General features: G+C 69.9%; 16 protein-coding genes and 1 other RNA gene. 8 read left to right on the forward strand and 9 right to left on the reverse strand.

Annotated elements, in window-relative coordinates:
- Window positions 1-13 precede the first annotated feature (13 nt).
- The 3 genes from yicI to OG588_RS19145 are packed head-to-tail and all read left to right on the forward strand — an operon-like array spanning window position 14 to window position 6,231.
- Window positions 14-2,254, forward strand: coding sequence for an alpha-xylosidase (gene yicI, locus OG588_RS19135; protein WP_405948359.1), 2,241 nt, complete (start codon window positions 14-16; stop codon window positions 2,252-2,254).
- The gene (locus OG588_RS19140; RefSeq protein ID WP_405948360.1) at window positions 2,254-3,264 is read left to right on the forward strand and encodes a LacI family DNA-binding transcriptional regulator; all 1,011 of its coding nucleotides are present in this window, start codon (window positions 2,254-2,256) and stop codon (window positions 3,262-3,264) included. Before yicI ends, OG588_RS19140 begins: the two co-directional genes overlap by 1 nt.
- A gap of 54 nt (window positions 3,265-3,318) precedes the next feature.
- Window positions 3,319-6,231 carry a glycoside hydrolase family 3 C-terminal domain-containing protein gene (locus tag OG588_RS19145; protein ID WP_405948361.1) on the forward strand — a complete coding sequence of 971 codons (2,913 nt, stop codon included), beginning with the start codon at window positions 3,319-3,321 and terminating at the stop codon, window positions 6,229-6,231.
- A gap of 70 nt (window positions 6,232-6,301) precedes the next feature.
- On the opposite strand, the gene ssrA is transcribed toward OG588_RS19145, so the two are convergent.
- The 5 genes from ssrA to ftsE all read right to left on the reverse strand — a co-directional run bounded on the left by ssrA (window position 6,302) and on the right by ftsE (window position 10,340).
- Window positions 6,302-6,689, reverse strand: a transfer-messenger RNA (tmRNA) gene (gene ssrA, locus OG588_RS19150).
- Between the two features lie 105 nt (window positions 6,690-6,794).
- Window positions 6,795-7,343, reverse strand: coding sequence for an SsrA-binding protein SmpB (smpB, locus tag OG588_RS19155; protein ID WP_405953159.1), 549 nt, complete (start codon window positions 7,341-7,343; stop codon window positions 6,795-6,797).
- 81 nt (window positions 7,344-7,424) lie between these two features.
- Window positions 7,425-8,609: a S41 family peptidase gene (locus tag OG588_RS19160; protein WP_405948362.1), complete on the reverse strand. Its 1,185-nt coding sequence runs from the start codon at window positions 8,607-8,609 to the stop codon at window positions 7,425-7,427.
- A gap of 67 nt (window positions 8,610-8,676) precedes the next feature.
- A complete protein-coding gene (gene ftsX / locus OG588_RS19165; protein ID WP_393043232.1) occupies window positions 8,677-9,594 on the reverse strand; it encodes a permease-like cell division protein FtsX in 918 nt (305 codons plus the stop codon).
- 56 nt (window positions 9,595-9,650) lie between these two features.
- Window positions 9,651-10,340 (reverse strand): cell division ATP-binding protein FtsE, encoded by a 690-nt coding sequence (gene ftsE / locus OG588_RS19170; RefSeq protein WP_405948363.1) that lies wholly within the window; start codon window positions 10,338-10,340, stop codon window positions 9,651-9,653.
- A 260-nt stretch (window positions 10,341-10,600) separates the two neighbouring features.
- Between ftsE and OG588_RS19175 the strand changes: the two genes are divergently transcribed.
- Window positions 10,601-10,792, forward strand: coding sequence for a hypothetical protein (locus OG588_RS19175; RefSeq protein ID WP_019056429.1), 192 nt, complete (start codon window positions 10,601-10,603; stop codon window positions 10,790-10,792).
- 117 nt (window positions 10,793-10,909) lie between these two features.
- Here OG588_RS19175 and OG588_RS19180 read toward each other — a convergent pair whose 3' ends face one another.
- The 4 genes from OG588_RS19180 to OG588_RS19195 form a co-directional block, all read right to left on the reverse strand.
- Entirely contained in the window at window positions 10,910-11,524 is a 615-nt protein-coding gene (locus tag OG588_RS19180) for a hypothetical protein (RefSeq protein ID WP_405948364.1), read from the reverse strand.
- Between the two features lie 335 nt (window positions 11,525-11,859).
- Window positions 11,860-12,966, reverse strand: a complete 1,107-nt coding sequence (gene prfB, locus OG588_RS19185; protein WP_405948365.1) for a peptide chain release factor 2 — start codon at window positions 12,964-12,966, stop codon at window positions 11,860-11,862.
- A 245-nt stretch (window positions 12,967-13,211) separates the two neighbouring features.
- Window positions 13,212-14,450, reverse strand: coding sequence for a serine/threonine-protein kinase (locus tag OG588_RS19190; protein ID WP_405948366.1), 1,239 nt, complete (start codon window positions 14,448-14,450; stop codon window positions 13,212-13,214).
- A gap of 177 nt (window positions 14,451-14,627) precedes the next feature.
- Entirely contained in the window at window positions 14,628-16,358 is a 1,731-nt protein-coding gene (locus OG588_RS19195; RefSeq protein ID WP_405948367.1) for a serine/threonine-protein kinase, read from the reverse strand.
- A 345-nt stretch (window positions 16,359-16,703) separates the two neighbouring features.
- Between OG588_RS19195 and OG588_RS19200 the strand changes: the two genes are divergently transcribed.
- From OG588_RS19200 to OG588_RS19215, 4 genes are all read left to right on the forward strand, one after another.
- A complete protein-coding gene (locus OG588_RS19200) occupies window positions 16,704-20,465 on the forward strand; it encodes an FHA domain-containing protein (protein ID WP_405953160.1) in 3,762 nt (1,253 codons plus the stop codon).
- A 155-nt stretch (window positions 20,466-20,620) separates the two neighbouring features.
- A complete protein-coding gene (locus OG588_RS19205) occupies window positions 20,621-22,006 on the forward strand; it encodes an ABC transporter substrate-binding protein (protein WP_405948368.1) in 1,386 nt (461 codons plus the stop codon).
- A 7-nt stretch (window positions 22,007-22,013) separates the two neighbouring features.
- The gene (locus OG588_RS19210) at window positions 22,014-23,354 is read left to right on the forward strand and encodes a carbohydrate ABC transporter permease (protein WP_405948369.1); all 1,341 of its coding nucleotides are present in this window, start codon (window positions 22,014-22,016) and stop codon (window positions 23,352-23,354) included.
- Entirely contained in the window at window positions 23,351-24,259 is a 909-nt protein-coding gene (locus tag OG588_RS19215; RefSeq protein ID WP_405948370.1) for a carbohydrate ABC transporter permease, read from the forward strand. Before OG588_RS19210 ends, OG588_RS19215 begins: the two co-directional genes overlap by 4 nt.
- Window positions 24,260-24,270 lie beyond the last annotated feature (11 nt).

A 24,270-nucleotide genomic window follows, 5' to 3' on the forward strand; every position in this document is an offset into this window, starting at 1 on the left:
GGGGACCCCCCACATGAAGTTCACCGACGGCTACTGGCTGCTGCGCGAGGGCGTCACCGCCGCCCACCCGGTCGAGGTCCTCGATGTCACGTCCCCCGAGGGCGCGTTGGAGATCCACGCCCCGACCATGCCCATCCGCCACCGCGGCGACCTGCTGAAGGGACCGGTCGTGACGATCAGCGCCCACGCCCCGATGCCCGACGTCATCGGCGTCACCTTCACCCACTTCGAGGGCGAACAGCCGCGTGGCCCCCAATTCGACGTACATACCGAAGAGTTCGCGATCCACACGTCCTATGACGACGAGCACGCGACCCTCACCTCCGGCGCGCTCTCGGTCAAGGTGGCCCGCACCGGCCCCTGGCACGTCGACTTCCTCGCCCATGGCCGCACCCTCACGAGCAGCGGCCCCAAGGGCATGGGCATCATGCGCGACGCGACCGGCGCCCACTACCTGCGCGAGCAGCTCGGGCTCCAAGTGGGCACCTCCGTCTACGGACTTGGCGAACGCTTCGGCCCGCTCGTCAAGAACGGCCAGGTCGTCGACATGTGGAACGCCGACGGCGGCACCGCCACCGAACAGGCCTACAAGAACATCCCCTTCTACCTGACCGACGCGGGCTACGGCGTCTTCGTCGACCACCCCGGCAAGGTCTCCTTCGAGGTCGGCTCGGAGGCGGTCTCCCGGGTCCAGTTCAGCGTGGAGAGCCAGCAGTTGACGTACTACGTCATCTACGGCCCGACCCCCAAGGACATCCTCCGCAAGTACTGCGCCCTCACCGGCCGCCCGGCCCTCCCGCCCGCCTGGTCGTTCGGCCTGTGGCTGTCGACGTCCTTCACCACCTCGTACGACGAGGAGACGGTGACGTCGTTCATCGAGGGCATGCGGGAGCGCGAACTCCCGCTCTCCGTCTTCCACTTCGACTGTTTCTGGATGCGCGAGTTCAACTGGTGCGACTTCCAATGGGACCCGAGGGTCTTCCCCGACCCGGAAGGCATGTTGGCGAGGCTGAAGGAACGCGGCCTGCACATCTCCGTCTGGATCAACCCGTACATCGCCCAGCGCTCCCCGCTCTTCGCCGAGGGCAAGGCACTTGGGCACCTCCTCCGCCGACCGGACGGAAGCGTCTGGCAGTGGGACCTGTGGCAACCCGGCATGGCCCTGGTCGACTTCACCAGCCCGACCGCCCGCGACTGGTACGCCGGAAAGCTGGAGGCGCTCCTCGCGCAGGGCGTCGACTGCTTCAAGACCGACTTCGGCGAGCGCGTCCCGGTCGACGTCGCCTACGCGGACGGCGGCGACCCCGAGCGGATGCACAACTACTACACCTACCTCTACAACCGCACGGTCTTCGACGTCCTGCGTAAACACCGCGGCGAGGGCGAGGCGGTCGTCTTCGCCCGCTCGGCCACAACCGGCAGCCAGAAGTACCCCGTTCACTGGGGCGGCGACTGCGAGGCGACATACGAGTCGATGGCCGAGTCCCTGCGCGGCGGCCTCTCCCTCGGCCTCTCGGGCTTCGGCTACTGGAGCCACGACATCGGTGGCTTCGAGGGCACCCCGACCCCCGCCCTCTTCAAACGCTGGCTGGCCTTCGGCCTGTTGTCCTCCCACAGCCGCCTGCACGGCAGCTCCTCGTACCGCGTCCCATGGCTCTTCGACGAGGAATCCGTGGACGTACTACGGCAGTTCACCCGCCTGAAGCTGAGCCTCATGCCGTACCTCTACGAGACCGCGCGCACCGCCTCCGCCGAGGGCGTGCCGATGATGCGGGCGATGGTGCTGGAGTTCCCGGACGACCCCGGCTGCGCGCACCTGGAACGGCAGTACATGCTCGGCCAAGACCTGCTGGTGGCACCGGTGTTCAGCGACGACGGGGACGTCTCGTACTACGTCCCCGAGGGCACCTGGACCCACTACCTCACCGGCGACACGGTCACCGGCCCGCGCTGGGTGCGCGAACGCCACGGCTTCGACAGCGTGCCGCTCCTGGTCCGGCCCGGCGCGGTGATCCCGGTCGGCGCGGTGGCCGACCGGCCCGACTACGACCACGCCGACGGCGTCACTCTGCGGGCGTACGCCCTGGAGCGGGGCGCACAGGTGACGGTGCAGGTCGGAGAGGTGACCTTCACCGTCGTACGCGAAGGGGACACGCTCCGGGCGTCCTGCACGGATCCGTCCATCTCGTGGGCGCTGGCCGCCGGTTCGCGGTCGAAGTCGGGCAGCGGGTTCCTGACCCTGGAGCTGGGCTGATGGTGAAGATCACGGACGTGGCCCGGCACGCCGGGGTCTCCCCCAGCACCGTGTCGTACGCCCTGAGCGGCAAACGCCCGATCTCCGAGGAGACCCGGCAACGCGTCGAGGCGTCCATCCGCAAACTGGGTTACCGCCCGCACGCCGGCGCCCGCGCCCTGGCCAGCAGTCGGTCCAACGTCCTGGCGCTGGTGATCCCCTTACGGACCGGCATCCACGTCCCGGTCGTCATGCAGTTCGCGGTGTCCGTGGTGACCACCGCCCGCCGCCACGACCACGACGTGCTGCTGCTCACCCAGGAGGAGGGCGAGGAGGGCTTACGGCGGGTCGCGGACTCGGCGCTCGTCGACGCGATGATCGTGATGGACGTCCAACTCGACGACCCTCGGCTGCCGTTGCTCCGTTCCCTGGACCGCCCGTCGGTGATGATCGGCTTCCCGGCCGAGGCGGACGGACTGACCTGCGTCGACCTCGACTTCAGGGCGGCCGGCGAGCTGTGCGTGGAACGGCTCGCGGGGCTCGGCCACCGGGTCGTCGCCCTCGTCGGCTCCCCGCCGGAGGTGTACGTCCGCGGAACCGCCTTCGCCCAGCGGGTCGTTCAGGGCTTCACGGCCGCCGCCGACCGCAACAGGCTCGCCTCGTCCGTCCACCCCTGTGAGGCAGCACCGGGCGCCGCAGCCGCCGTAGCGGAACAACTTCTGCGCGAGCAGCCCGCGTTGACCGGAGTCGTCGTCCACAACGAGCCGCTCCTCGAACCCCTGATAGACGCCTTCGAGCAGCTCGGGCTGCGCGTCCCCGGCGATCTGTCGATCACCGCGATCTGCCCCGACGAACTCGCCGAGTCCGTACGGGTTCCGGTCACGTCGGTCGCCCTGCCCAGCGCCGAACTGGGCGCCCGGGCGGTCGAGCTGCTGATGAAGAAGCTGGGCGGCAAGACCGTCCCCGACGCGACGCTGCTGTCCCCCCGGCTGACGGAACGCGCGAGCACGGCACCGCGCAACGCACCCTGAGGCCTCCGAGTTCCGTAACGCCCGCATGCAAGGCCCTACTTGAGGAGCCGTGACATGAAAGGCAAGAGAAGAAGACACAGAACCACGCTCGTCGTCGCCTTCGCCCTGATCGCCGGCCTGGGAGCGACGGTCCCGGCGACCGCCGACACCCCGTACCCCTTCCGCGACCCAACTCTCCCGGTGAGCAAGCGTGTTGACGACCTCCTCGGCCGCCTGACCCTCGACGAGAAGATCTCCCTCCTCCACCAGTACGAGCCCGCGATCCCCCGCCTCGGCATCCAGTCCTTCCGCACCGGCACCGAGGCCCTGCACGGGGTCGCCTGGCTCGGCAAGGCGACCGTCTTCCCGCAGGCCATCGGACTCGCCTCGACCTGGGACCCGGCGCTGATGCAGCAGGTCGGTTCGGCGGTCGGCGACGAGGCCCGCGGCTTCCAGCAACAGCGCCCGGACGGCTGGGGGTTGAACCTCTGGGCCCCGGTGGTGAACCTCCTCCGCGACCCGCGCTGGGGCCGCAACGAGGAGGGCTACAGCGAGGACCCGGAACTCACCGGCGCCCTCTCGACGGCGTACGGCGAGGGCCTGACCGGCGGCGACCCGAACCACCTCAAGACGGCCCCCACCCTCAAGCACTACCTCGCCTACAACAACGAGGTCGACCGCGCGACCACGTCCTCCGACCTGCGCCCACGGGTGGCGAAGGAGTACGACGAGGCGGCCTTCAAGCCCGCGATCGAGGCGGACGCGGCAACGGGCGTGATGACGTCGTACAACCTCGTCAACGGCCGCCCCGCCACGGTGAATCCGGACCTGAACGACGTCGTGCGGAAGTGGACCGACCAGTCCCTGCTGAACGTCACCGACGCGTTCGCCCCCGGCAACCTCGTCGCTCCGCAGCAGTACTACCCCACGATCGCGGAGGGCGACGCGGCAGCGCTCAAGGCGGGCATCGACAGCTTCACGGACAACAGCGCGGACCCGGGACCGACGACGACGGCCATCAACTCGGCTCTCCAGCAGGGCCTGTTGAAGTCATCGGACATCGACACGGCCGTCTCCCACGTCCTCTCCGTCCGCGTCCGCCTCGGTGAGTTCGACCCGGGCGGCGGCAAGTACGGCTCGATCGACGCGTCCGTCATCAACAGCCCCGCGCATCAGCAGTTGGCGCGCAAAGCCGCGGCCGAGGGGATGGTGCTGCTCAAGAAAAGTGTGACACTTCCGCTGAAAGTGTCACAGAAAAACGTAGCAGTGGTCGGCCCCCTCGCCGACACCCTCTACACCGACTGGTACTCAGGCACGCTCCCCTACGCCGTCACCCCCGCGAAAGGCATCGCCTCAAAACTGGGCACCGGAGTGACCACCAGCGAGGGCGTCGACCGCATCGCCCTGCGCGACACGGCAACCGGCAAGTACGTCACGGCAGGCACCGGCGACACAGGCGCACCCTTGCAGGAGGCCACGAACACCCCGACAGCAGCCGACCAGTTCGACGCCTTCGACTGGGGCTCCGGCATCGTGACCCTGCGCTCGGCCGCCAACGGCAAATACGTCGGCTACAACTGGTCGAACTTCGTCAACGACCAGACCCAGCCCAACGGTTGGTACGTCCAGCAGCAGTTCAAACTGGAACAGCAGGACGACGGCACGTACTTGCTGAAGTACGCGGGCTACGAAACGTCGGAGTCCTGGTGGTCGAACCCCCTCTACCTCGGCCCCACCGACGCGAACGGCACCCTGGGCCTGGTCCCCAAGGACCAGGCCGCGCACTACGCGAAGGACGTGGTCCGCAGCGGAGTCGCCGACGCGGTGGCGGCGGTCAAGGGCAAGGACGCGGCGGTCGTGGTCATCGGCTCCATGCCGTCGATCAACGGCCGCGAGGCCCACGACCGCACGGACATGGCCCTGGCCCCGACCCAGGAGGCCCTGGTCAAGGCGGTCCACGCGGCCAACCCGAAGACAGTGGTCGTGGTCGAGAACAGCTACCCCACCACGCTGGGTGCGTTGCAGAAGGAAGTCCCGGCCCTCCTCTGGACCTCCCACGGGGGCCAGGAAACGGGCAACGCCCTCGCCGACATCCTCTACGGAGACACCAACCCGTCCGGCCGCCTCACCCAGACCTGGTACCGCTCGGAGTCGGACCTCCCGTCGATCCTCGACTACGACATCATCAAGTCCGCCCGCACCTACCAGTACTTCCAGGGCACCCCGCTCTACCCCTTCGGCTACGGCCTCTCGTACACGACCTTCCGCTACGGCACCCTGAAGCCCGTCGCCGGCGGCTACGAAGTCCCGGTGACGAACACGGGCACCCGGGCGGGCGACGAGGTCGTACAGCTCTACACACACCAGCGCACATCACGGGACAAAGAACCCCTGAAGCAGTTGAAAGCCTTCCAGCGGGTATCGCTCGAACCCGGCGAGACAAAGACGGTCCGCCTGAAAATCCAGCAGAAAGACCTCGCCCACTGGGATGTCACCCGCTCGAAATGGGCGGTGGAAAGCGGCACGTACGACGTCATGGCCGGAGCATCGTCGGCGGACATCCGCGCCCGCACGACCTGGCGCGTCCACGGCGAGACCATCCCACCCCGAAACCTGTCCCGAACGACCCGCGCCGAGAACTTCGACGACTACTCCGGCATTCACCTCGTGGACGAGTCGAAAGCGAGCGGTACGGCGGTGGGTGCGGCTGCGGAGGGTGCGTGGCTGAAGTTCACGGACGCGGAATTGGGCGCGGGGACAACGAAGTTCACAGCCCAGGTCGCCGGGACGGCCGCCGGCACGATCGAGGTCCGGCTCGGCTCTCCGACCGGCAGGCTCGTCGGTACGGCACGCGCGGGCGGGACGGCATCGTCGTACGACTATGAGACGGTGACCGCCGACCTGTCGGGCGGCGCGGCGAAGGGCCGTACGGACGTGTATCTGGTCCTGAGCGACGGCCTGCGGCTGTCGACCTTCTCGCTCCGCTGAACCGACTTCACCGAATGGAAAGGAAAAAGGCCCCGCTGCCGAAGCAGCGGGGCCTTTACCCACATGGGATGAGTGGAGATGGCGGGAATCGAACCCGCGTCCACCGGTGCAGAATCAGGGCTTCTCCGTGTGCAGTTCGCTGTGATTTTCTCGGCCCCGGTGATCACGCGAACAAGTCGCCGACGGGCCCAGTCACTGTTTGATTTCCCATCGAACCCCGTGACCGGGCTCGACGGTTTAGTTCCCTAGATTATGCCAGGGTCCGGGTCGGGAACACCCCCGGGCTGACACCCTTTTAGGGTCCTTCAGTCGCTGTTATTAGGCAGCGAGGGCGAAGGACTGGGAATCGCTCTTGGAATTGGCGATTATTGGTTGCGACATATGGTTAACGAGATCATTGCCGCTTCCTCGACACGCTTCACCTGCTTCGACAGCCGCTGTCGAAACCGATCATCCCCATGTTGTTTTTTCAAGCCCCTCCGAAGAGGGATGCGCACCCGCTGTGGGGTGCAGTTGCCATCGTACGTGAACAACGCGCGCCGATGCCACCGTATTCCGTGTGGCTACTCGCCGCGCTGCTTCCGCTTCGCCGCCGCGATCGCGCGGTCCGACTCCCGGCGGTCCTGCTTCTCGCGCAGGGTCTGCCGCTTGTCGTACTCCTTCTTGCCGCGGGCGAGGGCGATCTCCGCCTTCGCCCGGCCGTTGCTGAAGTACAGGGCGAGGGGCACGATCGTGTGACCCGTCTCCTGGATCTTGGACTCCAGCTTGTCGATCTCCTCGCGGTGCAGCAGGAGCTTGCGCTTGCGGCGCACGGAGTGGTTGGTCCAGGTGCCCTGGTGGTACTCGGGGATGTGGGCGTTGTGCAGCCACGCCTCGCCCCCGTCGATCTGGACGAAGCCGTCGGTCAGCGAGGTCCGGCCCTCGCGCAGCGACTTGACCTCGGTGCCGGACAGGACGAGACCGGCCTCGAAGGTGTCGATGATCGCGTAGTCGTGCCGGGCCTTCTTGTTCTGGGCGACGATCTTGCGCTTGCCGCCCTTCTCGCCGTCCCTGGCCTTGCCGCCGGCGGCCCCGCCGCCCTGCTTGGGCTGGGACTCCTTGGGTACGTACATTCCCTTGCTCATAGTGCTGCCCATTTTCGCACTACAAGGGGGTCCGAGGGAAAGGCGATTACGGACGGCGATCGGGAACGCCTACGACGCGTCGCCGAGCCCGCTCAACACCGTCTCGGCGCGCTCCACGGCGGCCTGCCCCTGTGCGGTGACATCGAGGTCGGGGGTGATGCCCCGGCCGTCGACGGTGTGGCCGGAGGGGGTGCGGTAGTGGCCGACGGTCAGTTCGGCGACGACGCCGTCGGGGAGCTTGCTCGGCATCTGGACCGAACCCTTGCCGAAGGTCCTGGAGCCCACGACGACCGCGCGACCGCGGTCCTGGAGGGCGCCGGTGAGCATCTCGGCCGCGCTCATCGTGCCGCCGTCGACGAGCGCGACCAGGGCTCTGGTGGTGTCGCCGCCGGTGGCCGCGTGCAGGGCGCGCTGCTGGCCGTCGACGTCGTAGGTGGCGACGAGGCCGCCGTCGAGGAAGGCGGAGGCGGCGGTGACGGCCTCGGTGACCAGGCCGCCGGAGTTGCCGCGCAGGTCGAGGATGAACGCGGAGTCGGCCGGGGCCTGTCGCACGGCGGTGCGGACGAGGTCGCCGACGCCCTTGGTGAACGCGGCGATCTTGATCACGGTGACCTCGCCGGGCAGCCTGCGGACGGTCACGGAGTCGGTGGAGAGGCGGGCGCGCCGTACGGTCTCGCTCCACGCGTGCGTGCCGCGCTCCAGGCCGAGGGTGACGGCGGTACCGGCGGCGGCGTCCTGGGCGTCGCCCCGCAGTAAGGAGACGACCTCGGTGACGGGCTGTCCGTCGACGTTCTCGCCGTCGACGGTCCGTAGCCGGTCGCCCTTGTGCACACCCGCGGCGGCGGCGGGCGACCCGGACTGCACCTTGGTCACCTCGATCCGGCCGTCCCGCTCGCGCCGGGCCCAGAGCCCGACGCCGGTGTACTGGCCGTCGAGGGCCTCCTCGAACTCCTCGTACTCCCCTTGGGAGTACACGGCACCCCAGCGGTCCCCGCTGCGGCTGACGGCGCGCTCGGCGGCCTCCATGGGCGACTTGCCGTCGGCCTTCGCCTCGGCGGCGGCCTTCGCGACGTCCTCGTGTGAACTCACCGACGCCGAACGGGCCGTACCGGACCCCGTTTTCCGGTCGGACAGGTCGGGTTCGTCGAACGACCCGGCCGCCGCACCGGCCACCAGCACGCTCGCGAACACCAATGTCAGGGCGGCCCCGCGGCGGATGCGGCGGGGCTGACAGAACAGGTCACGACCTGACATGGCGGTGAGTCTAGGACAACGCGAAGGGCCGCACGGGCGGTTGCCCGTACGGCCCTCTTGGCATGTGTCACACCTTCAGGTACTTGCGCAGCGCGAAGAACGCCGCAAGCGCGGGCATCAGGAGGCTCGTCGCGAGGATGAGCGGGAGCTTCGTCAACACCGCGTCCCAGCCGATGAAGTTGATCAGGTTCAGCTTGTGGGACAGGTCCAGGCCGTGGTCGATGATGAAGTACCGGCCGACCACCAGGAATCCGCAGGCGACCGTGCCGCCGATCAGACCGGCGACCGCGGCCTCCATGATGAACGGGGCCTGGATGTAGAAGCCGGACGCGCCGACCAGGCGCATGATGCCGGTCTCGCGACGACGGCTGAACGCCGAGACGCGCACCGTGTTGACGATCAGCATCAGGGCGACGACGAGCATGAGGGCCATCACCGCGCGGGCGGCCCAGTTCATGCCGTTCAGGAGGCCGAAGAGGTTGTCCAGGATGCCCTTCTGGTCCTGCACCGACTGGACGCCGTCACGGCCGTCGAAGGCCGTCGCGATGACCTGGTACTTCTCCGGGTCCTTGAGCTTGATGCGGTACGACTCCTGCATCTGGTCCGGCGTGAGCGAACTGGCCAGGGGCGAGTCGCCGAACTGCTGCTTGTAGTGCTTGTACGCCTCGTCCTGGGACTCGAAGACGACCTTCTGGACGACCGACATCTTGCCGAGGTCGGACTTGATCTGCGCCTTCTGGTCGTCGGTCACCGCGCCCTTGGCGCAGTTGGGGTCGGACTCGGCGTCGCTCTTGTTGCAGAGGAAGATCGAGACGTTGACCTTGTCGTACCAGTAGCCCTTCATCGTCGTCACCTGGTCGCTCATCAGGAGCGAGCCGCCGAAGAGGGCCAGGGACAGGGCTACGGAGACGACGACCGCGAAGGTCATCGTCAGGTTGCGGCGGAGACCGACACCGATCTCGGACAGTACGAACTGGGCGCGCATGGCGGCTTCTTCAGGCCTTTCCGTGGACGGACATCAGACGGCGGGTCGGTCGGCGGTCAGTGCTGGTAGCCGTAGACGCCACGTGCCTGGTCACGGACGAGGCGGCCACTCTCCAGCTCGATGACGCGCTTGCGCATCTGGTCCACGATGTTCTGGTCGTGCGTCGCCATCACCACGGTGGTGCCGGTCCGGTTGATCCGGTCGAGCAGCTTCATGATGCCGACGGAGGTCTGCGGGTCGAGGTTGCCGGTGGGCTCGTCCGCGATGAGGAGCTTGGGGCGGTTCACGAAGGCTCTCGCGATGGCCACGCGCTGCTGCTCACCACCGGAGAGCTCACCGGGCCTGCGATCCTCCTTGCCGCCGAGCCCGACGAGGTCGAGCACCTGGGGCACCGATTTGCGGATCTCGCCCTTGGACTTGCCGATGACCTCCTGCGCGAAGGCCACGTTCTCGGCGACCGTCTTGTTCGGCAGCAGGCGGAAGTCCTGGAAGACGGTCCCCAGCTGGCGGCGCATCTGCGGCACCTTCCAGTTGGAGATGCGGGCGAGGTCCTTGCCCAGCACGTGCACCTGGCCCTGACTGCACCGCTCCTCGCGGAGGACCAGCCTCAGGAAGGTGGACTTTCCGGAGCCGGAGGACCCCACGAGGAACACGAACTCGCCCTTCTCCACTTCCAGGGAGACGTCCCTGAGAGCGGGGCGGGTCTGCTTGGGGTAGACCTTGGAGACACTGTCGAATCGGATCACGGGTGCACCACGGGTAGCCGGGGGTAGGTGAGCGTGACCATACGCGACCCGGGTGTGCCCGCGCAGTCGGCGTCCGGGGTTGTGCGACGCTTGCGCGTTTTGTCACTGATTTGAAGGGCTGGAACGCACAAGGTCGGGGCAGGATAAGGCGAGCCGCGCCGAATCCCGCGGAACCTGGCACAGTGGAGGGGAACGTTCGGGAACGTTCTCGTATCCCGCGGCGTTGTGTCTGTGATAGCCGGTGCAAGGAGGGCGAGCGCATGACGTACGACCGGTTGGTGTGCGCGAACTGCGCGGCGCCCGTGAACGAGGGCCGCTGTCCCGTCTGCCGTGCGAACCGCGCGCGGCTGCAGCAGGAGAATCCGTGGGGCAATCTCAACCCCATGGCATTGATCGCCCTGCTCGCGGTATTGATCGCGGCGCTGGCGCTGGTGGCGCACCAGACCGCGTAAGCGGCCTGTACGAAGGCATACAGAACACAGAACAGAGACATGCAGAAGGGCCCGGAGCGCACGCTCCGGGCCCTTCGTCGCACGACGTGCGTACGGTCCGTACGGGGACGGCTACCGTCAGGCGATCGTGCCGCCGCGGTTGCTGCTCGCGAGACGCGGGAGCACGCGGAAGGCGATGCCGCCGGCGATCATCGTCGCGGCGCCGATCAGCAGGAACGCGGTCTGGCCGGCACCGGTCTCGGCGAGCTCACCGCCGCTGCCCTGGGCCGTCGTGTCGGACCCGGTGTCGGTGAGCGCGGAGGTGCCCGCCTCCTGGGCGGAGGAGCCGCCGTCGGGGTCGGTGTTGTTGCCGCCGGTGGAGCCGGAGCCACTGGTGCTGCCGTCCGACGGGGTGCCGGTGGGCTCGTCCGTCGGCTCGGTGGGGTTGCCGGTGGGCTCGGTCGGCTCGTCGCTCGGCGGCGTCGAGACCGGCGTGGACGGCGGCGTGGACGGCGGCGTGCTGTCCGGGGCGGTCGGGATGCCCGAGTCGGTCGGGCTCGCGGGCGGAGTCGAAGCCGGAGGACTCGACGGGTCGTCAGGGCCGAAGCCGACGTTCGCGCTGACCCCGCTGTCGTCCACGGTCACACCGAGGTCGAGCGCCGATGCGGCACCCGCGGCGGTCAGCGAGGCGCCGGCGGCGATGATCGCGCCGGCCGCTATGCGCGCGACACGGATCCGCGTCTTCTTGGTCATTAGGTTGCTACCCCCAGTAGCTCGTCGTCAGGGTGGCGCGTCGGTGTCCGGGGCCGTGATCGACGGGGGTGGCGGCTGGCGAAAGCTCAAGTCCCCCGGTTCACATGCGCCCCGCAGACACGCATGCCACGCTTCACCCTTCCCAGTTTTCACAGCAACGTCAAGGCCGTTGCGAGCGCAATGTCCAACTAGGCGTTCTTTGCTGGGGAATGGAACCTGTGAGTGTGATGTAAAACCCAGACATCAAGGCTCAAGAGGGAGACAAAAAAGGCAACTGCCACCCGATGGGAGGCAGTTGCCTTGTCGACAAAGTAACTCGGGAATCCCTTGTGGAGTTACTTCTCCTGCTGCTTGCGCCAGCGAATTCCGGCCTCCAGGAAGCCGTCGATCTCGCCGTTGAACACAGCCTCGGGGTTGCCGACCTCGTACTCCGTGCGCAGGTCCTTGACCATCTGGTACGGGTGCAGGACGTACGAACGCATCTGGTTGCCCCAGGAGTTGCCGCCGTCGCCCTTGAGGGCGTCCATCCGGGCCTGCTCCTCCTGGCGGCGGCGCTCCAGCAGCTTGGCCTGGAGCACGTTCATCGCGCTGGCCTTGTTCTGGATCTGCGAGCGCTCGTTCTGGCAGGAGACGACGATGCCGGTGGGGAGGTGGGTCAGACGCACCGCGGAGTCGGTGGTGTTGACGCCCTGGCCGCCGGGACCGGAGGACCGGTACACGTCCACGCGCAGCTCGGACTCGTCGATCTCGATGTGGTCGGTCTGCTCGACCACCGGGAGGATCTCGACACCGGCGAACGAGGTCTGGCGGCGCCCTTGGTTGTCGAACGGCGAGATCCGGACGAGCCGGTGGGTGCCCTGCTCGACGGAGAGCGTGCCGTAGGCGTACGGCACGTGCACGGCGAAGGTGGTCGACTTGATGCCGGCCTCTTCGGCGTACGACGTCTCGTAGAGCTCCGTCTTGTAGCCGTGGCGCTCGGCCCAGCGCAGGTACATGCGCTGGAGCTTCTCGGTGAAGTCGGAGGCGTCGACGCCTCCGGCCTCGGCGCGGATGGTGACGACGGCCTCGCGGGAGTCGTACTCGCCGGAGAGGAGGGTGCGGACCTCCATCTCGTCCAGCGCCTTCTTGACGGCGGTCAGTTCGTTCTCCGCCTCGGCTCGGGTGTCCGGGTCGTCCTCCTCCTCGGCCATCTCGAAGAGGACAGAGAGGTCGTCGATCCGGCTGCGCAGGGCCTCGGTCTTGCGGATCTCGGCCTGGAGGTGACTCAGCTTACTGGTGACCTTCTGCGCCGCCTCCGGGTCGTCCCACAGGGAGGGCGCTGCCGCCTGCTCCTCAAGGACGACGACTTCTGCCCTCAGCGTGTCCAGGTCCAGGACGGCCTCGATCGACTCCATGGTCGAGGAGAGGGACTTGAGCTCTTCGGAAACATCGACGACTGCCACGCCTCCAGCGTAACGGCTCCGCCAAGCGGGGAGTGCCGGGCCTGGAACGGGGCTCAGGTCACCCGGCACCGGGGCGGGCATACCGGGGGCTCCGCCCGCAGACCCCCGGACCTATGCCCACCCAAGAGGCGGCCACTCCCAGCCCGTCCGGCGTTTGAGGACGAGGCCGTTCAGGCCGAAGGGGGGTCTGGGGGCGCAGCCCCCAGGGATGGGTCGGGTAGGGGCGGCGGGGGCGAGAAGAACCCTTACGGCGAAGCCGGTGCCGAGTTCTTCGTGTCCGGGGAGTCCCCGCCGGAGTCGCCCGACGTCGCCGCCCACGTGCCCACCCCGACCGCGGCCACCAGCACCACCCCCGCCGCCGCCAGCGTCAGCCGCCGACGCCGCGTGGCCGCCCGGTGCCGGGCGGAGCCGGGACGCGGGGCGCCCGCCGGACGCGGGGCGCGGGCCGTACCGAGAGGACCGCCCGCCAGCTCGTCCGGCGCGGGTACCCGCATCGACGTATGAGTGTCCCGGTTGGAGTCCGCGGGCTTGGCGCCGGGCACCAGCGGTACGGCACCCCGTCGCACCCGCTCGCTGCGCGCAGGCGTGGCCACCGGGGTCTCCTCCTGCTCCGCCTCCTCCTGCTCGGCGTCCGGCTCGTCGACGTCCAGTGGAGGCATCCCGGCCAGCAGGGGGAGTTGCTCACGGAGGCGGGCGGCGAGTTCGGAGGCGCGCAGGCGGGAGGCCGGGGCCTTCGCCAGGCACTGCACCATCAGCTGCCAGAGTTCGTCGGGGATCCCGGGCAGCGGTACGACGGTCTCGGTGACGTGGCGTCGTAGCACCGCACCGGGGTGGCCGCCGCCGAACGGGGTGAAACCGGCGAGGAGTTCGTACAGGACCGTCGCCAGGGCGTAGATGTCGACGGCCGCGCGCGGGGGCAGGCCCTCGACGATCTCGGGGGCGAGGTAGTCGGGCGTGCCGATGATCTTCGTGGCCCTGGTGCGGCGCGGGGAGTCGATAAGTTTGGCGACCCCGAAGTCCGTCAGCAGGGCGGGGTGCGCTCCGCCGGGGCCGAGCGGGCCCTGCATGTCGAGGAGGACGTTCTCGGGCTTGACGTCCCGGTGGACGACGCCGGCCGCGTGGGCCGCCGCGAGTCCGTCCGCGATGTCGGCGACGATCGCGACCGCGGCCTCCGGGGAGAGCCGGCGTTCCCGGTCGAGGCGGGTGCGCAGATCCGTCCCCCGGACCAGGTCCATGACGAGGGCGAGGTCGGTGCCGTCGACGACAAGGTCCCGTACGGACACGATGTTCGGGTGCTCCAGGCCGAGCAGGGCCGTGCGCTCCTGCACGAAGCGGCCGACGAGTTCCTGGTCGGACGCGAGGTCCTCGCGCAGCAGCTTGACGGCGACGGGCCCTTCCGGCCCCTCACCGAGCCACACCGTGCCGGCACTGCCCCGCCCCAGGATCTGGTTGGCGGTGTACCGGCTGCCGATCTTCCGTGCCAAGGCTGCTCCTACCGACGCGTGTGTCGCTAAAACTACGCGTCGGATGAGCCAACCTTCACCGCGGAGGCGGAAATCACCCACTGGGTGTCGACAAATCCCCAACCCAGCGTCCGACAAGGGCGATTCGGGGGTCGGTTGCCGGTCGTGTCGAGGGTCGGCCGCCCGTCGCGTCGAGGGTCAGTTACCGGTCGCGGAACTCAGGTCCTTGACCCAGCCGCTGATCTGTCCGGCGACGCCGCTGATCTCCTGCCAGTAGCTCTTGCCGGTGCCGATCCAGTCCTGAAGCGGGGTCAGCTCCCAGACCAGCCAGCCCGCGACGAACAGCAGGACGATCGTGAACAGGCAGCCCTTGAGGCAGCCGAGCCCGGGGATCTTCATCGGGTTGGCGCTGCGCTGCCTCGGCTGGCGGGGCTCGCGGGCCGGCTCCGGGGGCCGCTGGGGCTGCTGGCGGCTCGGCGGGGCGTACTGCTGCGGCTGTTGCTGCTGCGGATGGCCGTAGCCGCCGCCCTGCTGCTGCGGCTGCTGGCGCTGGGACGGGCGCTGCTGCGGGCGCTGCTGGGCCGCCTGGCGGGGCTGCTGCGGTGGCTGCTGGGCGCGCGAGACCGGGCGCTGGGGGCGGCGGCGCAGCGGGTCCTCGGCCGGGTCGAGGTAGGGCTGGAACTGGGTCTGTTCGTTGCGGTCGCGGGCGGCGCGGAGCTGGTTCTGCCAGGGGTGCGGCTGCTCGGGGCCGGCGCCGGACTGGTTCTGCTGGTTCTGCTGGCCGTATGGACCGGCCTGGTTCGGCTGGCCGTACTGCCCGGGCTGGTTCTGCGGCATGACCGTCGTCGGGTCGGCCGCGCCGCGGTTCGGCATCACCGTGGTCGGGTCGGCGGCGCCCACCGGGCCGCTGGTGTGCGGGAGGACGCTGGTCGCCGCGTTCGGGTCGTAGGCGCCCGCGCTGTGCGAGAGGACCTGCGTCGGGTCGGCGGCGCCGGGCACGGTCGGTACGGCGGCGGGCGCGGGGTCGGGGGCCAGCAGCCTGCCGACGTTCTCGGCGGCGGCGATCTGCGCGGAGTTCGCATGTACGCCGACGCCCTCGGCGACGACGCGCAGGCCGCGGGCGAGGTTCTCGGCGCTGGGCCGCTCGTCCGGGTTCTTGCGCAGGCAGCGCTCGATGACCGTCCACAGGGGGTCGGGGACCGTCGAGGGACGGCGCGGTTCGGCGCTCAGGTGCTGGTGGAGGACTTCGAGGGCGGAGCCGCCGGAGAACGGCGGGTGGCCGGTGACCAGCTCGTACAGCAGGATGCCGGCGCCGTAGATGTCCACGGCGGAGGTCTGCGGGCGGCCCTCGGCGGACTCCGGCGCGATGTACGCGGGCGTGCCGACGAACTCCTGCGTGCGGGTCAGGCCCGGGGAGTCGGCGAGGCGGGCGATGCCGAAGTCGGTGAGCAGCGGGTACATCTGGCCGCCGCCCTGCTTGAGCAGGACGTTCGCCGGCTTCAGGTCGCGGTGCACGACGCCGTCGGCGTGGCTGGCGGCCAGCGCGTCGGCGATCTGCGCGGTGAGCAGGGCTGCGCCGACGGGGCTGAAGGGGCCGTTCTCGCGCAGGTAGTGGTGCAGGTCGGGGCCCTCGACGAGGTCCATGACGAGCGCCAGGAGATCGCCTTCCACGACGAGGTCGCGGACTCTGACGATGTTCGGGTGGGTCAGGCGCAGCAGCACCGACCGCTCGCGCAGGAACCGCATCACGATGTCGGGATCGTTCGCGAGTTCTTCCTTGAGGACCTTGATCGCGACGGTCTCGCCGGGCTGGCCCTGTACGGCTGCCTCGGCGCCCGCGGTCTCACGCTGGCGGGCCCGCCAGACGGTGCCCGTGGCGCCGCGTCCGAGTGGCTCCTCCAGGAGGTACTTGCTGCCTACCGGCCGCACGTCTGCGCTCCCTGCTGCTTGCCTGTGTTCCGGTCCACTGTAGTGCCGCCCCTCTTGGGGCTACCTACGTAAGCGTTGCCGTACATGTTCGAAGGAAAGACGCTCTCCCCGGTCTCCCGGTTGCCCCAATGGTCACCGAAGCCGGACATGACCGGTCTCACTCGATCACCGGTGCGGCACTGGTCAGGCACTTTTGGGGACAGAGCTGACCAATCAAGATCACTTGGTACCGGGCCCCGGGCGAGTTGTCAGTGGCAGGTGCGAGGATGCGTGCAGTACTGGCCGATGTGCTCGCGCGGGGTGGGGGAATATTCCGTGCCGGGGCAGAAGGGACCGCTGACGGCGATGCAGATCCGGCTGACCGTCGTAGACCCGTTGGGGCCGCCCGCGCAGCCGCGGGGCCGCTCCGCGAGTTGCGATGTGCTGGTCACCGCGCCCGCCGGCACGGCCCTGGCCGCGGTGGCGTCCGCGCTGGCCTCGGCGGTCTCCGCCGACGCGGCCGTGTCCCAGCCCGAGCGGAGCCGCGAGTCCGGCGGCCCGATCGTGCTGTACGCGGGCGTGGAGCGCCTCGACACCCAGCGCTGCACCCTCGGCGAGCCGCCGCTGACGGACGGCGCGGTGCTGTCCCTGGGCGCCCCGGCCGAGCCCGAGGCGCATCCCGAGCTGGACGACGCCCCGACCCAGCTCCATGTGGTCGCGGGCCCGGACGCGGGCGGGGTGCACCTCCTGCACGGCGGCCAGATCCACATCGGCCGCTCCGCCGACGCCGACGTCCCGCTGGACGACCCGGACGTGTCCCGGCTGCACTGCGCGGTGACGGTCGACCCCGGGGGCCGCGTCTCGGTGGCCGACCTGGGCTCGACGAACGGCACGACCCTGGCGGGCACCCGCGTGGGCACCCGCCCGGTGCGCTTCGCCCCGGGCACGCTGCTCCGCATCGGCGAGTCGGCGCTACGGCTGACCCCGTCCGGTGGTCCGGGAGCCCGCGCGGAGACGGCCCCCGACGGCGAGGGCCACGTGCGCGTGTCCCCCGGCACCCCGGCCGCCCCGCGCAGCGAACCGCTCGTGGTCCCGGGCCAGGGCGGCGCCCCGAGCATCGAGCACCGTGCCGTCCAGGTCGGCGGCGACACCCACGCGGGCCGCTTCGGGGTGTTCGGCGAGGCTCCTGAGGACGGGGACACGGACGACGCGTTCTCCGCGCGGACGACGACCTCGCGCATCCTCACCGACGACGACGCCGACGTCGACGCCCACAGCGGACGCAAGGGCACCCCGCTCCGGGGCACCGATGTGCCTCAGGGTGTGCGCAAGCGCGGCGGCATCGGCAAGTGGGCGCGGCGCCTGACGGGCGGTCGCGGCGACTCGACGGCCGAGGACGCCGAGTCGGCGTACGACTCGACGTACGACGCCTCCTACGACCAGGAGGGTGCCGACGAGAGCGTGCCGCCCCCGCCCGTGGTCCTCCAACAGCCGGACACCTGGCCCGATCCGGCCGCCCTGCTGCTCACCGCGCTGGGCCCGGGCCCCCGCCTGTGGGAGCGCGCCCCGGGTCACCCCGAGGCGCTCACGGTGCGGCTCGGCACGGCGGACCGCGCGACACCGGACGGCTCGGCGCTGCTGGCCGCGGTGCCGGTGACCTCCGGGCTCCGTGAGGTCGGCGCGCTGGGCCTGGCCGGTCCGCGCACGCGGCTGGCGGGACTGGCCCGCGCGGTGGTGGCCCAACTCGCGGCGCTGCACTCCCCCGACGCCCTGGAGATCGTGCTGATCAGCACGGACCGCGCGCGTACGGTGGCCGAGCGCACCGCCGAGTGGGCGTGGCTCGGCTGGCTGCCGCATCTGCGCCCCGGGCACGGCCAGGACTGCCGGCTGCTGCTGGCCTACGACCGGGAGCAGGCGACGGCCCGGACGGACGAGCTGCTCCGGCGGCTTGAGGACCACGCCATGGACGCGCACTGTGGCGGTACGGGTCGGCCGAGCGTCGCCTCCGGCACCTCCGGCCGTCGTACTCCGGGCATCGGCGCGCAGCGCGGCTCGGCGGAGGGGCGGTCGGGCCTTCCCTCGCCACACGGTTCACTCGCCGCACAACACGGTTCAGCCGAAGGCCAGTTGAGTGCCGCCGCACGGCACACGGCCGACGACCGTCAGCAGCGTGGGGCGACGGGCACCTCCGCCACCCCGACCACGTACAACACCACCGACGACGCCCACCACCACCGCTCCGGCAGCTCCGACGACCCGGCGTCCGGTGCCACCCGACCCCGTTCGTCCGGCACCGGCGACGACACCTCCGCCGATTCCCTCCGCGGCGCCGCCCACCGTCCCGCGTGGGCCCGCACCGACGACGGTGACGGCTCGGCGGACGGCTTCGTGGGCCCGTACACCGTGCTCGTGGTGGACGGTGACCCCGGTGGGGCCGATGTGCGCGAGGCGGTGGCGCGGCTGGCCCATGACGGGCCCCGGGCCGGTATCCACGTCGTGTGCCTCGCCGAGACGGAAGCGGCCTCGCCCGGGTCCCCCGTGACGGAGACCTACGAGGCGGCCTGCGCGGCGGCGCCGACGTTCCGGGAGTGCGGGGCGGTCGCGCTGCTGAGCGGTGATGTCGCCACGGCGCTGCGGCTGTTGCGGGTCGCGCACGGCGGTACGGGGGCGTCCCGGGCCGGCGGTACGGGGGTGACGCGACCGGGTGCGGGAGCGTCGCGAACCGGCACCGAAGCAGCACGACTCGGTACGGAGGCATCCCGACCCGGCACAGGCGCGTCACCTCCCCGCACAGAGCCGTCACGCCCCGGCCGGTCCGACGCCGACCAGGCACACCTGGGCCAGAACGACCCCTCCCGCCCCGGCCCCGTAGGCAACGGCACCATCGCCGCAGTGGACGCGGTGTCTCTCGCGTGGGCCGAGCGCTTCGCGCGGGCGCTCGCGCCGCTCAGGGCGGACGGTCCCGCGACCGAGCGGCACACGCGTGTGTCGGCGCCGTTGCCCCAATCGGCGCGGCTGCTGGACGAGTTGGGGCTGGCGCGGGCCACCCCGGCGTCCCTGCTGACGCGTTGGGCGGACGCGGGGGACGACAAGGACGCGATCGGCGGGCGGGCCTGGGCGGTGCTCGGGGCCGGTCCGCGCGGGCCGGTCACCGCGGACCTCGCCGCCGAGGGACCGCATCTGCTGATCGAGGGCCCGCCGGGCAGCGGCCGTACGGAGTTGCTGCGGGCGGTCGTCGCGTCCCTCGCCGCCGCCGAGCGGCCCGACCGGCTGGGCATTGTGCTGATGGACGGGCGGGACAGTGTCGGCGCGAGCGGCGGGCACGGTGAGGGTCTGCGGGTCTGCACGGACGTACCGCATGTCACCACTCATCTCACCGCCAACGACCCTGTCCGGATGCGGGAGTTCGCGCAGTCGCTGAGCGCCGAGCTGAAGCGGCGGGCCGAGTTGCTGGGCCGGATCGGCTTCGTCGAGTGGCACTCGCGGCACGAGGTGTCGGGGCGGATCATCTCGCAGCGCGGTACGTCCGGGGCCGGGGATCTGGAGTCCCCGACCAGTTCGACGATCCGGCTGCGCCCGTCGGCGGCGGCCCGTCAACAGACGGAGGCGGCACCGCCGTTGCCCCGCCTTGTCGTGGTGGTCGACGATCTGGACGCGCTGGTGAAACCCCCGCTCGGCTCCCCCGGGCGTCCCGCGGCCGGGTCGGTGATACGCGCGCTGGAGGCGGTGGCCCGCGAGGGCGAGCGGCTCGGGGTGCACCTGGTGGCGGCCGCCGCCGTAGAGGCGCGTACGGCCGAGGCCGAACCCGCGCGGCACCTCACCCTCCGGGTCAGCCTCGACGCGACGACCCAGGGTCCGGACGAACCCGCCCCGGGGCGTGGCCGGTTGACCCTGGCGGACGGCCGGGCGACCCCCTTCCAGGGTGGTCGCGTCACGGGTCGCATCCCGCGCACGGCGACGCTCCGGCCCACGGTCGTGCCGCTGGAGTGGCAGCGCATGGGCGATCCCCCGGCCCGCCGCCCGGTCCGCGAACTGGGCAACGGGCCAACGGACTTGGCACTCCTGGCCAGCGCGCTGGAGCGGGCCACGCGCTCGGTGTCGGCGGCGGAGGTGCCGTCGCTCCTCTGATCGTTCACAGGCTGCCCACACAACCCCACGTCACGACCCAATCACGATCGCGTACTTGACAGCGGACGCCATCTTGCCGCGTTCAAGTACCGGGCGTAGACCAGTGCGCACGGAAGCGTTCGAGCGTTCGACGAGGAACGAAGAACGGGGCAGTGATGCGCAGCACGAGCAGCACCCACCGGACACGCACCACCGTACGTACAGCGGCAGTTGTCGCCGCGGGGGCACTGACGCTCTCGCTCGCCGCCTGTGGAGGCGGCGGCGACAAGAGCGACGACGGCAAATCCAGCACCCCTTCGGAGAGCACCGGCACGGTCACCCTGCCCAAACTGAACGGCGCGACCCTCGAAGTGGCCGCCGTGTGGACCGGTGACGAGCAGAAGAACTTCAAGACCGTCCTCGCGGAGTTCGAGAAGCGCACGGGTGCCAAGGTCACCTTCGTGCCCGCCCAGGACCCGATCATCAACTTCCTCGGCTCGAAGGTCGCGGGCGGCCAGCCGCCGGACATCGCGATGCTCCCGCAGCCCGGCGCCATCAAACAGGCCGTCGACAAGAAGTGGGCCAAGCCCCTCGGCGCCGACGCCCTCAAGGAGTTGCAGAAGAACTACTCGCAGGGCTGGCAGGACATCGGCAAGGTCGGCGGCAAGCAGTACGGCGTGTACTACAAGGCCGCCAACAAGTCGCTGATCTGGTACAACGCCAAGGTCTTCGAGAACGCGGGCGCCAAGGAGCCCAAAACCTGGCAGGAGTTGCTGAAGACCGCGCAGACGGTCTACGACTCCGGGGTCACGCCGTTCAATGTCGCCGGCGCGGACGGCTGGCCGCTGACGGACTGGTTCGAGAACGTCTATCTCTCGCAGGCGGGCCCGGAGAAGTACGACGCGCTGGCTCAGCACAAGATCAAGTGGACTGATCCCTCCGTGAAGGAGGCCCTCACCACGCTGGCCCAGATCTGGGGCAAGAAGGCCTATATCGCGGGGGGCCAGAGCGGCGCGCTCCAGACGGAGTTCCCCGCCTCGGTGACGCAGACCTTCACCGGCGGCGACCAGCCGAAGGGCGCGATGGTCTACGAGGGCGACTTCGCGCAGGTCAACATCCAGCAGACGAAGGCGAAGGTCGGCACCGACGCGAAGGTGTTCCCGTTCCCGGCGGTGGGCTCCAGCTCGCCCGTGGTCTCGGGCGGCGACGCGGCCGTCATCCTGAAGGACTCCAAGGCGGCCCAGGCGCTGGCGACGTTCCTCGCCTCACCGGACGCGGCGACGATCCAGGCGAAGCTCGGCGGCTATCTCTCCCCGAACAAGAACGTGCCGGACTCGGCGTACCCGAACGCGGTGCAGCGGACGATCGCCAAGGCGCTGATCGCGGCCGGTGACGACTTCCGCTTCGACATGTCCGACCAGGCCCCGCAGTCCTTCGGCGGGACCCCGGGCAAGGGCGAGTGGAAGGATCTCCAGGACTTCCTGAAGAACCCGACGAACATCGCGGGCACGCAGGCGCAGTTGGAGAAGGACGCGGCGGCGGCGTACGCGAGCGGGAGCTGAGCCCGAGATGGCATCGGCAGCGGCGGAGGCCCCCGGGGCCTCCGTCCCTCCCCGTAACCGCAAGAGCGTGACCGGCACCCGCAGGACCGTGGCAGTGCTGTTCCTGCTGCCCGCCCTGGTGCTGCTCGGCGCGCTCGTGGTCTACCCGATCGGGTACTCGCTGGTCCGCAGCTTCGGCAACCAGGCCGGCGACGGTTTCGCCGGATTCGACAACTACAAGGCCCTGTTCACCGACGACGGCATCCGCACCGCCCTGAAGAACAACGTCATCTGGGTGATCTTCGCGCCGACGGTCGCCACCGCCCTCGGCCTGATCTTCGCGGTGCTGACCGAACGGGTGAGCTGGGGAACGGCGTTCAAGCTGGTCGTCTTCATGCCGATGGCGATCTCGATGCTGGCCTCCGGCATCATCTTCCGCCTCGTCTACGACCAGGACCCGCACAAGGGCATCGCCAACGCGGTCTGGGTCGGCATCCACGACACGTTCGTCTCGTCGTCGGCGTTCCCGAACGCCCACCCGGGCCGCGAGTCGCCGCTGAAGGCCGACCACGGCGGCTTCATCACCAGTACGACGGTCCACACGGGCCAGACCGTCATCCTCCCGCTGGTCGGCGTCGCCCCCGACCAGATGCCCGACGGCGCGAAGAAGGCCGTGGCCGCGAAGGCCGAACCGGGGAAGATCACCGGCACGACCTGGCAGGACTTCACCCGCGGCAAGGGCGTCGGCAAGCTCGGCGGGGTCGACCCGTCCGAACTCGGCTACGGCGGGATGAAGATCGAGGCGGTCAAGGACGGCAAGGTGGTCGCCTCGACGAAGGCCGCGGGCGACGGCACCTTCACGCTGCCCGCCAAGGCCGACGGAGCCCAACTCCGGCTCCCGGCAGGCAACTTCAAGGCGCCGTACAACGGAGTGGAGTGGCTGGGCCCGTCGCTGGTGACACCGGCCATCATCGGGTCGTACGTGTGGATGTGGGCCGGGTTCGCGATGGTGCTGATCGCGGCCGGACTCGCGAGTGTGCCACGGGAGTTGCTGGAGGCGGCGCGGGTCGACGGCGCCAATGAGTGGCAGGTGTTCCGGAGAGTCACGGTGCCGCTGCTCGCGCCGGTGCTCGCGGTCGTCGCCGTCACGCTGATGATCAATGTGCTGAAGATCTTCGACCTGGTCTTCATCATCGCCCCGGGCTCCTCGCAGGACGACGCGAACGTGCTGGCCCTGGAGCTGTACCGGAAGGGCTTCTCGGAGGACCAGCCCGGTGTGGCCAGCGCGATCTCGGTGTTCCTGCTGCTGCTGGTGATCCCGGTGATGCTCTTCAATGTGCGTCGGCTCAGGCGGGAGGTGCGGCGATGACGACGGATGCCGGAAGTCTCGGTAAAACCGGGCCAGTTGAGGTCGTCAAGGCGCGGGAGTCGCTCGGTGGGCGGCTCGCGGCGGCGGCGAGCGGGGGGCTGGTCCGGGTGTTCCTGATCCTCGTCGGCCTGTTCTGGCTGGTGCCGACGCTCGGGCTGCTGCTGTCCTCACTGCGCAGCCCGGAGGACATGAACGCGAGCGGCTGGTGGAAGGTCTTCAGCCAGCCGTCCCAACTCACCCTCCACAGCTACAAGACGCTGCTGGAGAACAGCGACATCACCAACTCGCTGTGGAACACCGTCCTGATCACCGTCCCGGCGACGATCCTCGTCGTGGTGATCGGCTCGCTCGCGGGCTACGCGTTCGCGTGGATGGAGTTCCCGGGCCGCGACTGGTGGTTCCTTGGCGTGGTCAGCCTGTTGGTCGTGCCGGTGCAGGTCGCGCTGATCCCGATCGCCGAACTCTTCGGAAAGATCGGCCTGTTCGGGACCATCTTCGGGGTGATCCTCTTCCATGTGGGATACGGGCTGCCGTTCGCGGTGTTCCTGCTGCGGAACTTCTTCGCGGAGATCCCGCGCGAACTGCTGGAGGCGGCACGACTGGACGGCGCGGGTGAACTGCGGCTGTTCGCACGGGTCGTGATGCCACTGGGCGGGCCCGCGATCGCGAGCCTGGGCATCTTCCAGTTCCTGTGGGTGTGGAACGACATGCTGGTCGCGCTGGTGTTCACCAAGTCCAGCACGCAGCCGATCACGGTCGCACTCCAGACACAGGTACGCCAGTTCGGCAACAACATCGACGTGCTGGCACCCGGTGCGTTCATCTCCATGGTGATCCCGCTGGCCGTGTTCTTCGCGTTCCAGCGGCAGTTCGTGTCCGGCGTGATGGCGGGCGCGGTCAAATAGCCCACAAATAG

It is taken from the genome of Streptomyces prunicolor, assembly GCF_045162825.1.
Classification (GTDB): domain Bacteria; phylum Actinomycetota; class Actinomycetes; order Streptomycetales; family Streptomycetaceae; genus Streptomyces; species Streptomyces prunicolor.

Excerpts from the sequence above, each read along its gene's own strand:
- OG588_RS19145 (WP_405948361.1), top strand. The coding sequence starts at position 3,319 with ATGAAAGGCAAGAGAAGAAGACACAGAACCACGCTCGTCGTCGCCTTC.
- OG588_RS19200 (WP_405953160.1), top strand. The coding sequence starts at position 16,704 with ATGCAGATCCGGCTGACCGTCGTAGACCCGTTGGGGCCGCCCGCGCAG.
- smpB (WP_405953159.1), bottom strand. The coding sequence starts at position 7,343 with ATGTACGTACCCAAGGAGTCCCAGCCCAAGCAGGGCGGCGGGGCCGCC.
- OG588_RS19175 (WP_019056429.1), top strand. The coding sequence starts at position 10,601 with ATGACGTACGACCGGTTGGTGTGCGCGAACTGCGCGGCGCCCGTGAAC.
- OG588_RS19160 (WP_405948362.1), bottom strand. The coding sequence starts at position 8,609 with ATGTCAGGTCGTGACCTGTTCTGTCAGCCCCGCCGCATCCGCCGCGGG.
- OG588_RS19205 (WP_405948368.1), top strand. The coding sequence starts at position 20,621 with ATGCGCAGCACGAGCAGCACCCACCGGACACGCACCACCGTACGTACA.
- yicI (WP_405948359.1), top strand. The coding sequence starts at position 14 with ATGAAGTTCACCGACGGCTACTGGCTGCTGCGCGAGGGCGTCACCGCC.
- ftsX (WP_393043232.1), bottom strand. The coding sequence starts at position 9,594 with ATGCGCGCCCAGTTCGTACTGTCCGAGATCGGTGTCGGTCTCCGCCGC.
- OG588_RS19180 (WP_405948364.1), bottom strand. The coding sequence starts at position 11,524 with ATGACCAAGAAGACGCGGATCCGTGTCGCGCGCATAGCGGCCGGCGCG.
- OG588_RS19210 (WP_405948369.1), top strand. The coding sequence starts at position 22,014 with ATGGCATCGGCAGCGGCGGAGGCCCCCGGGGCCTCCGTCCCTCCCCGT.
- OG588_RS19140 (WP_405948360.1), top strand. The coding sequence starts at position 2,254 with ATGGTGAAGATCACGGACGTGGCCCGGCACGCCGGGGTCTCCCCCAGC.
- OG588_RS19215 (WP_405948370.1), top strand. The coding sequence starts at position 23,351 with ATGACGACGGATGCCGGAAGTCTCGGTAAAACCGGGCCAGTTGAGGTC.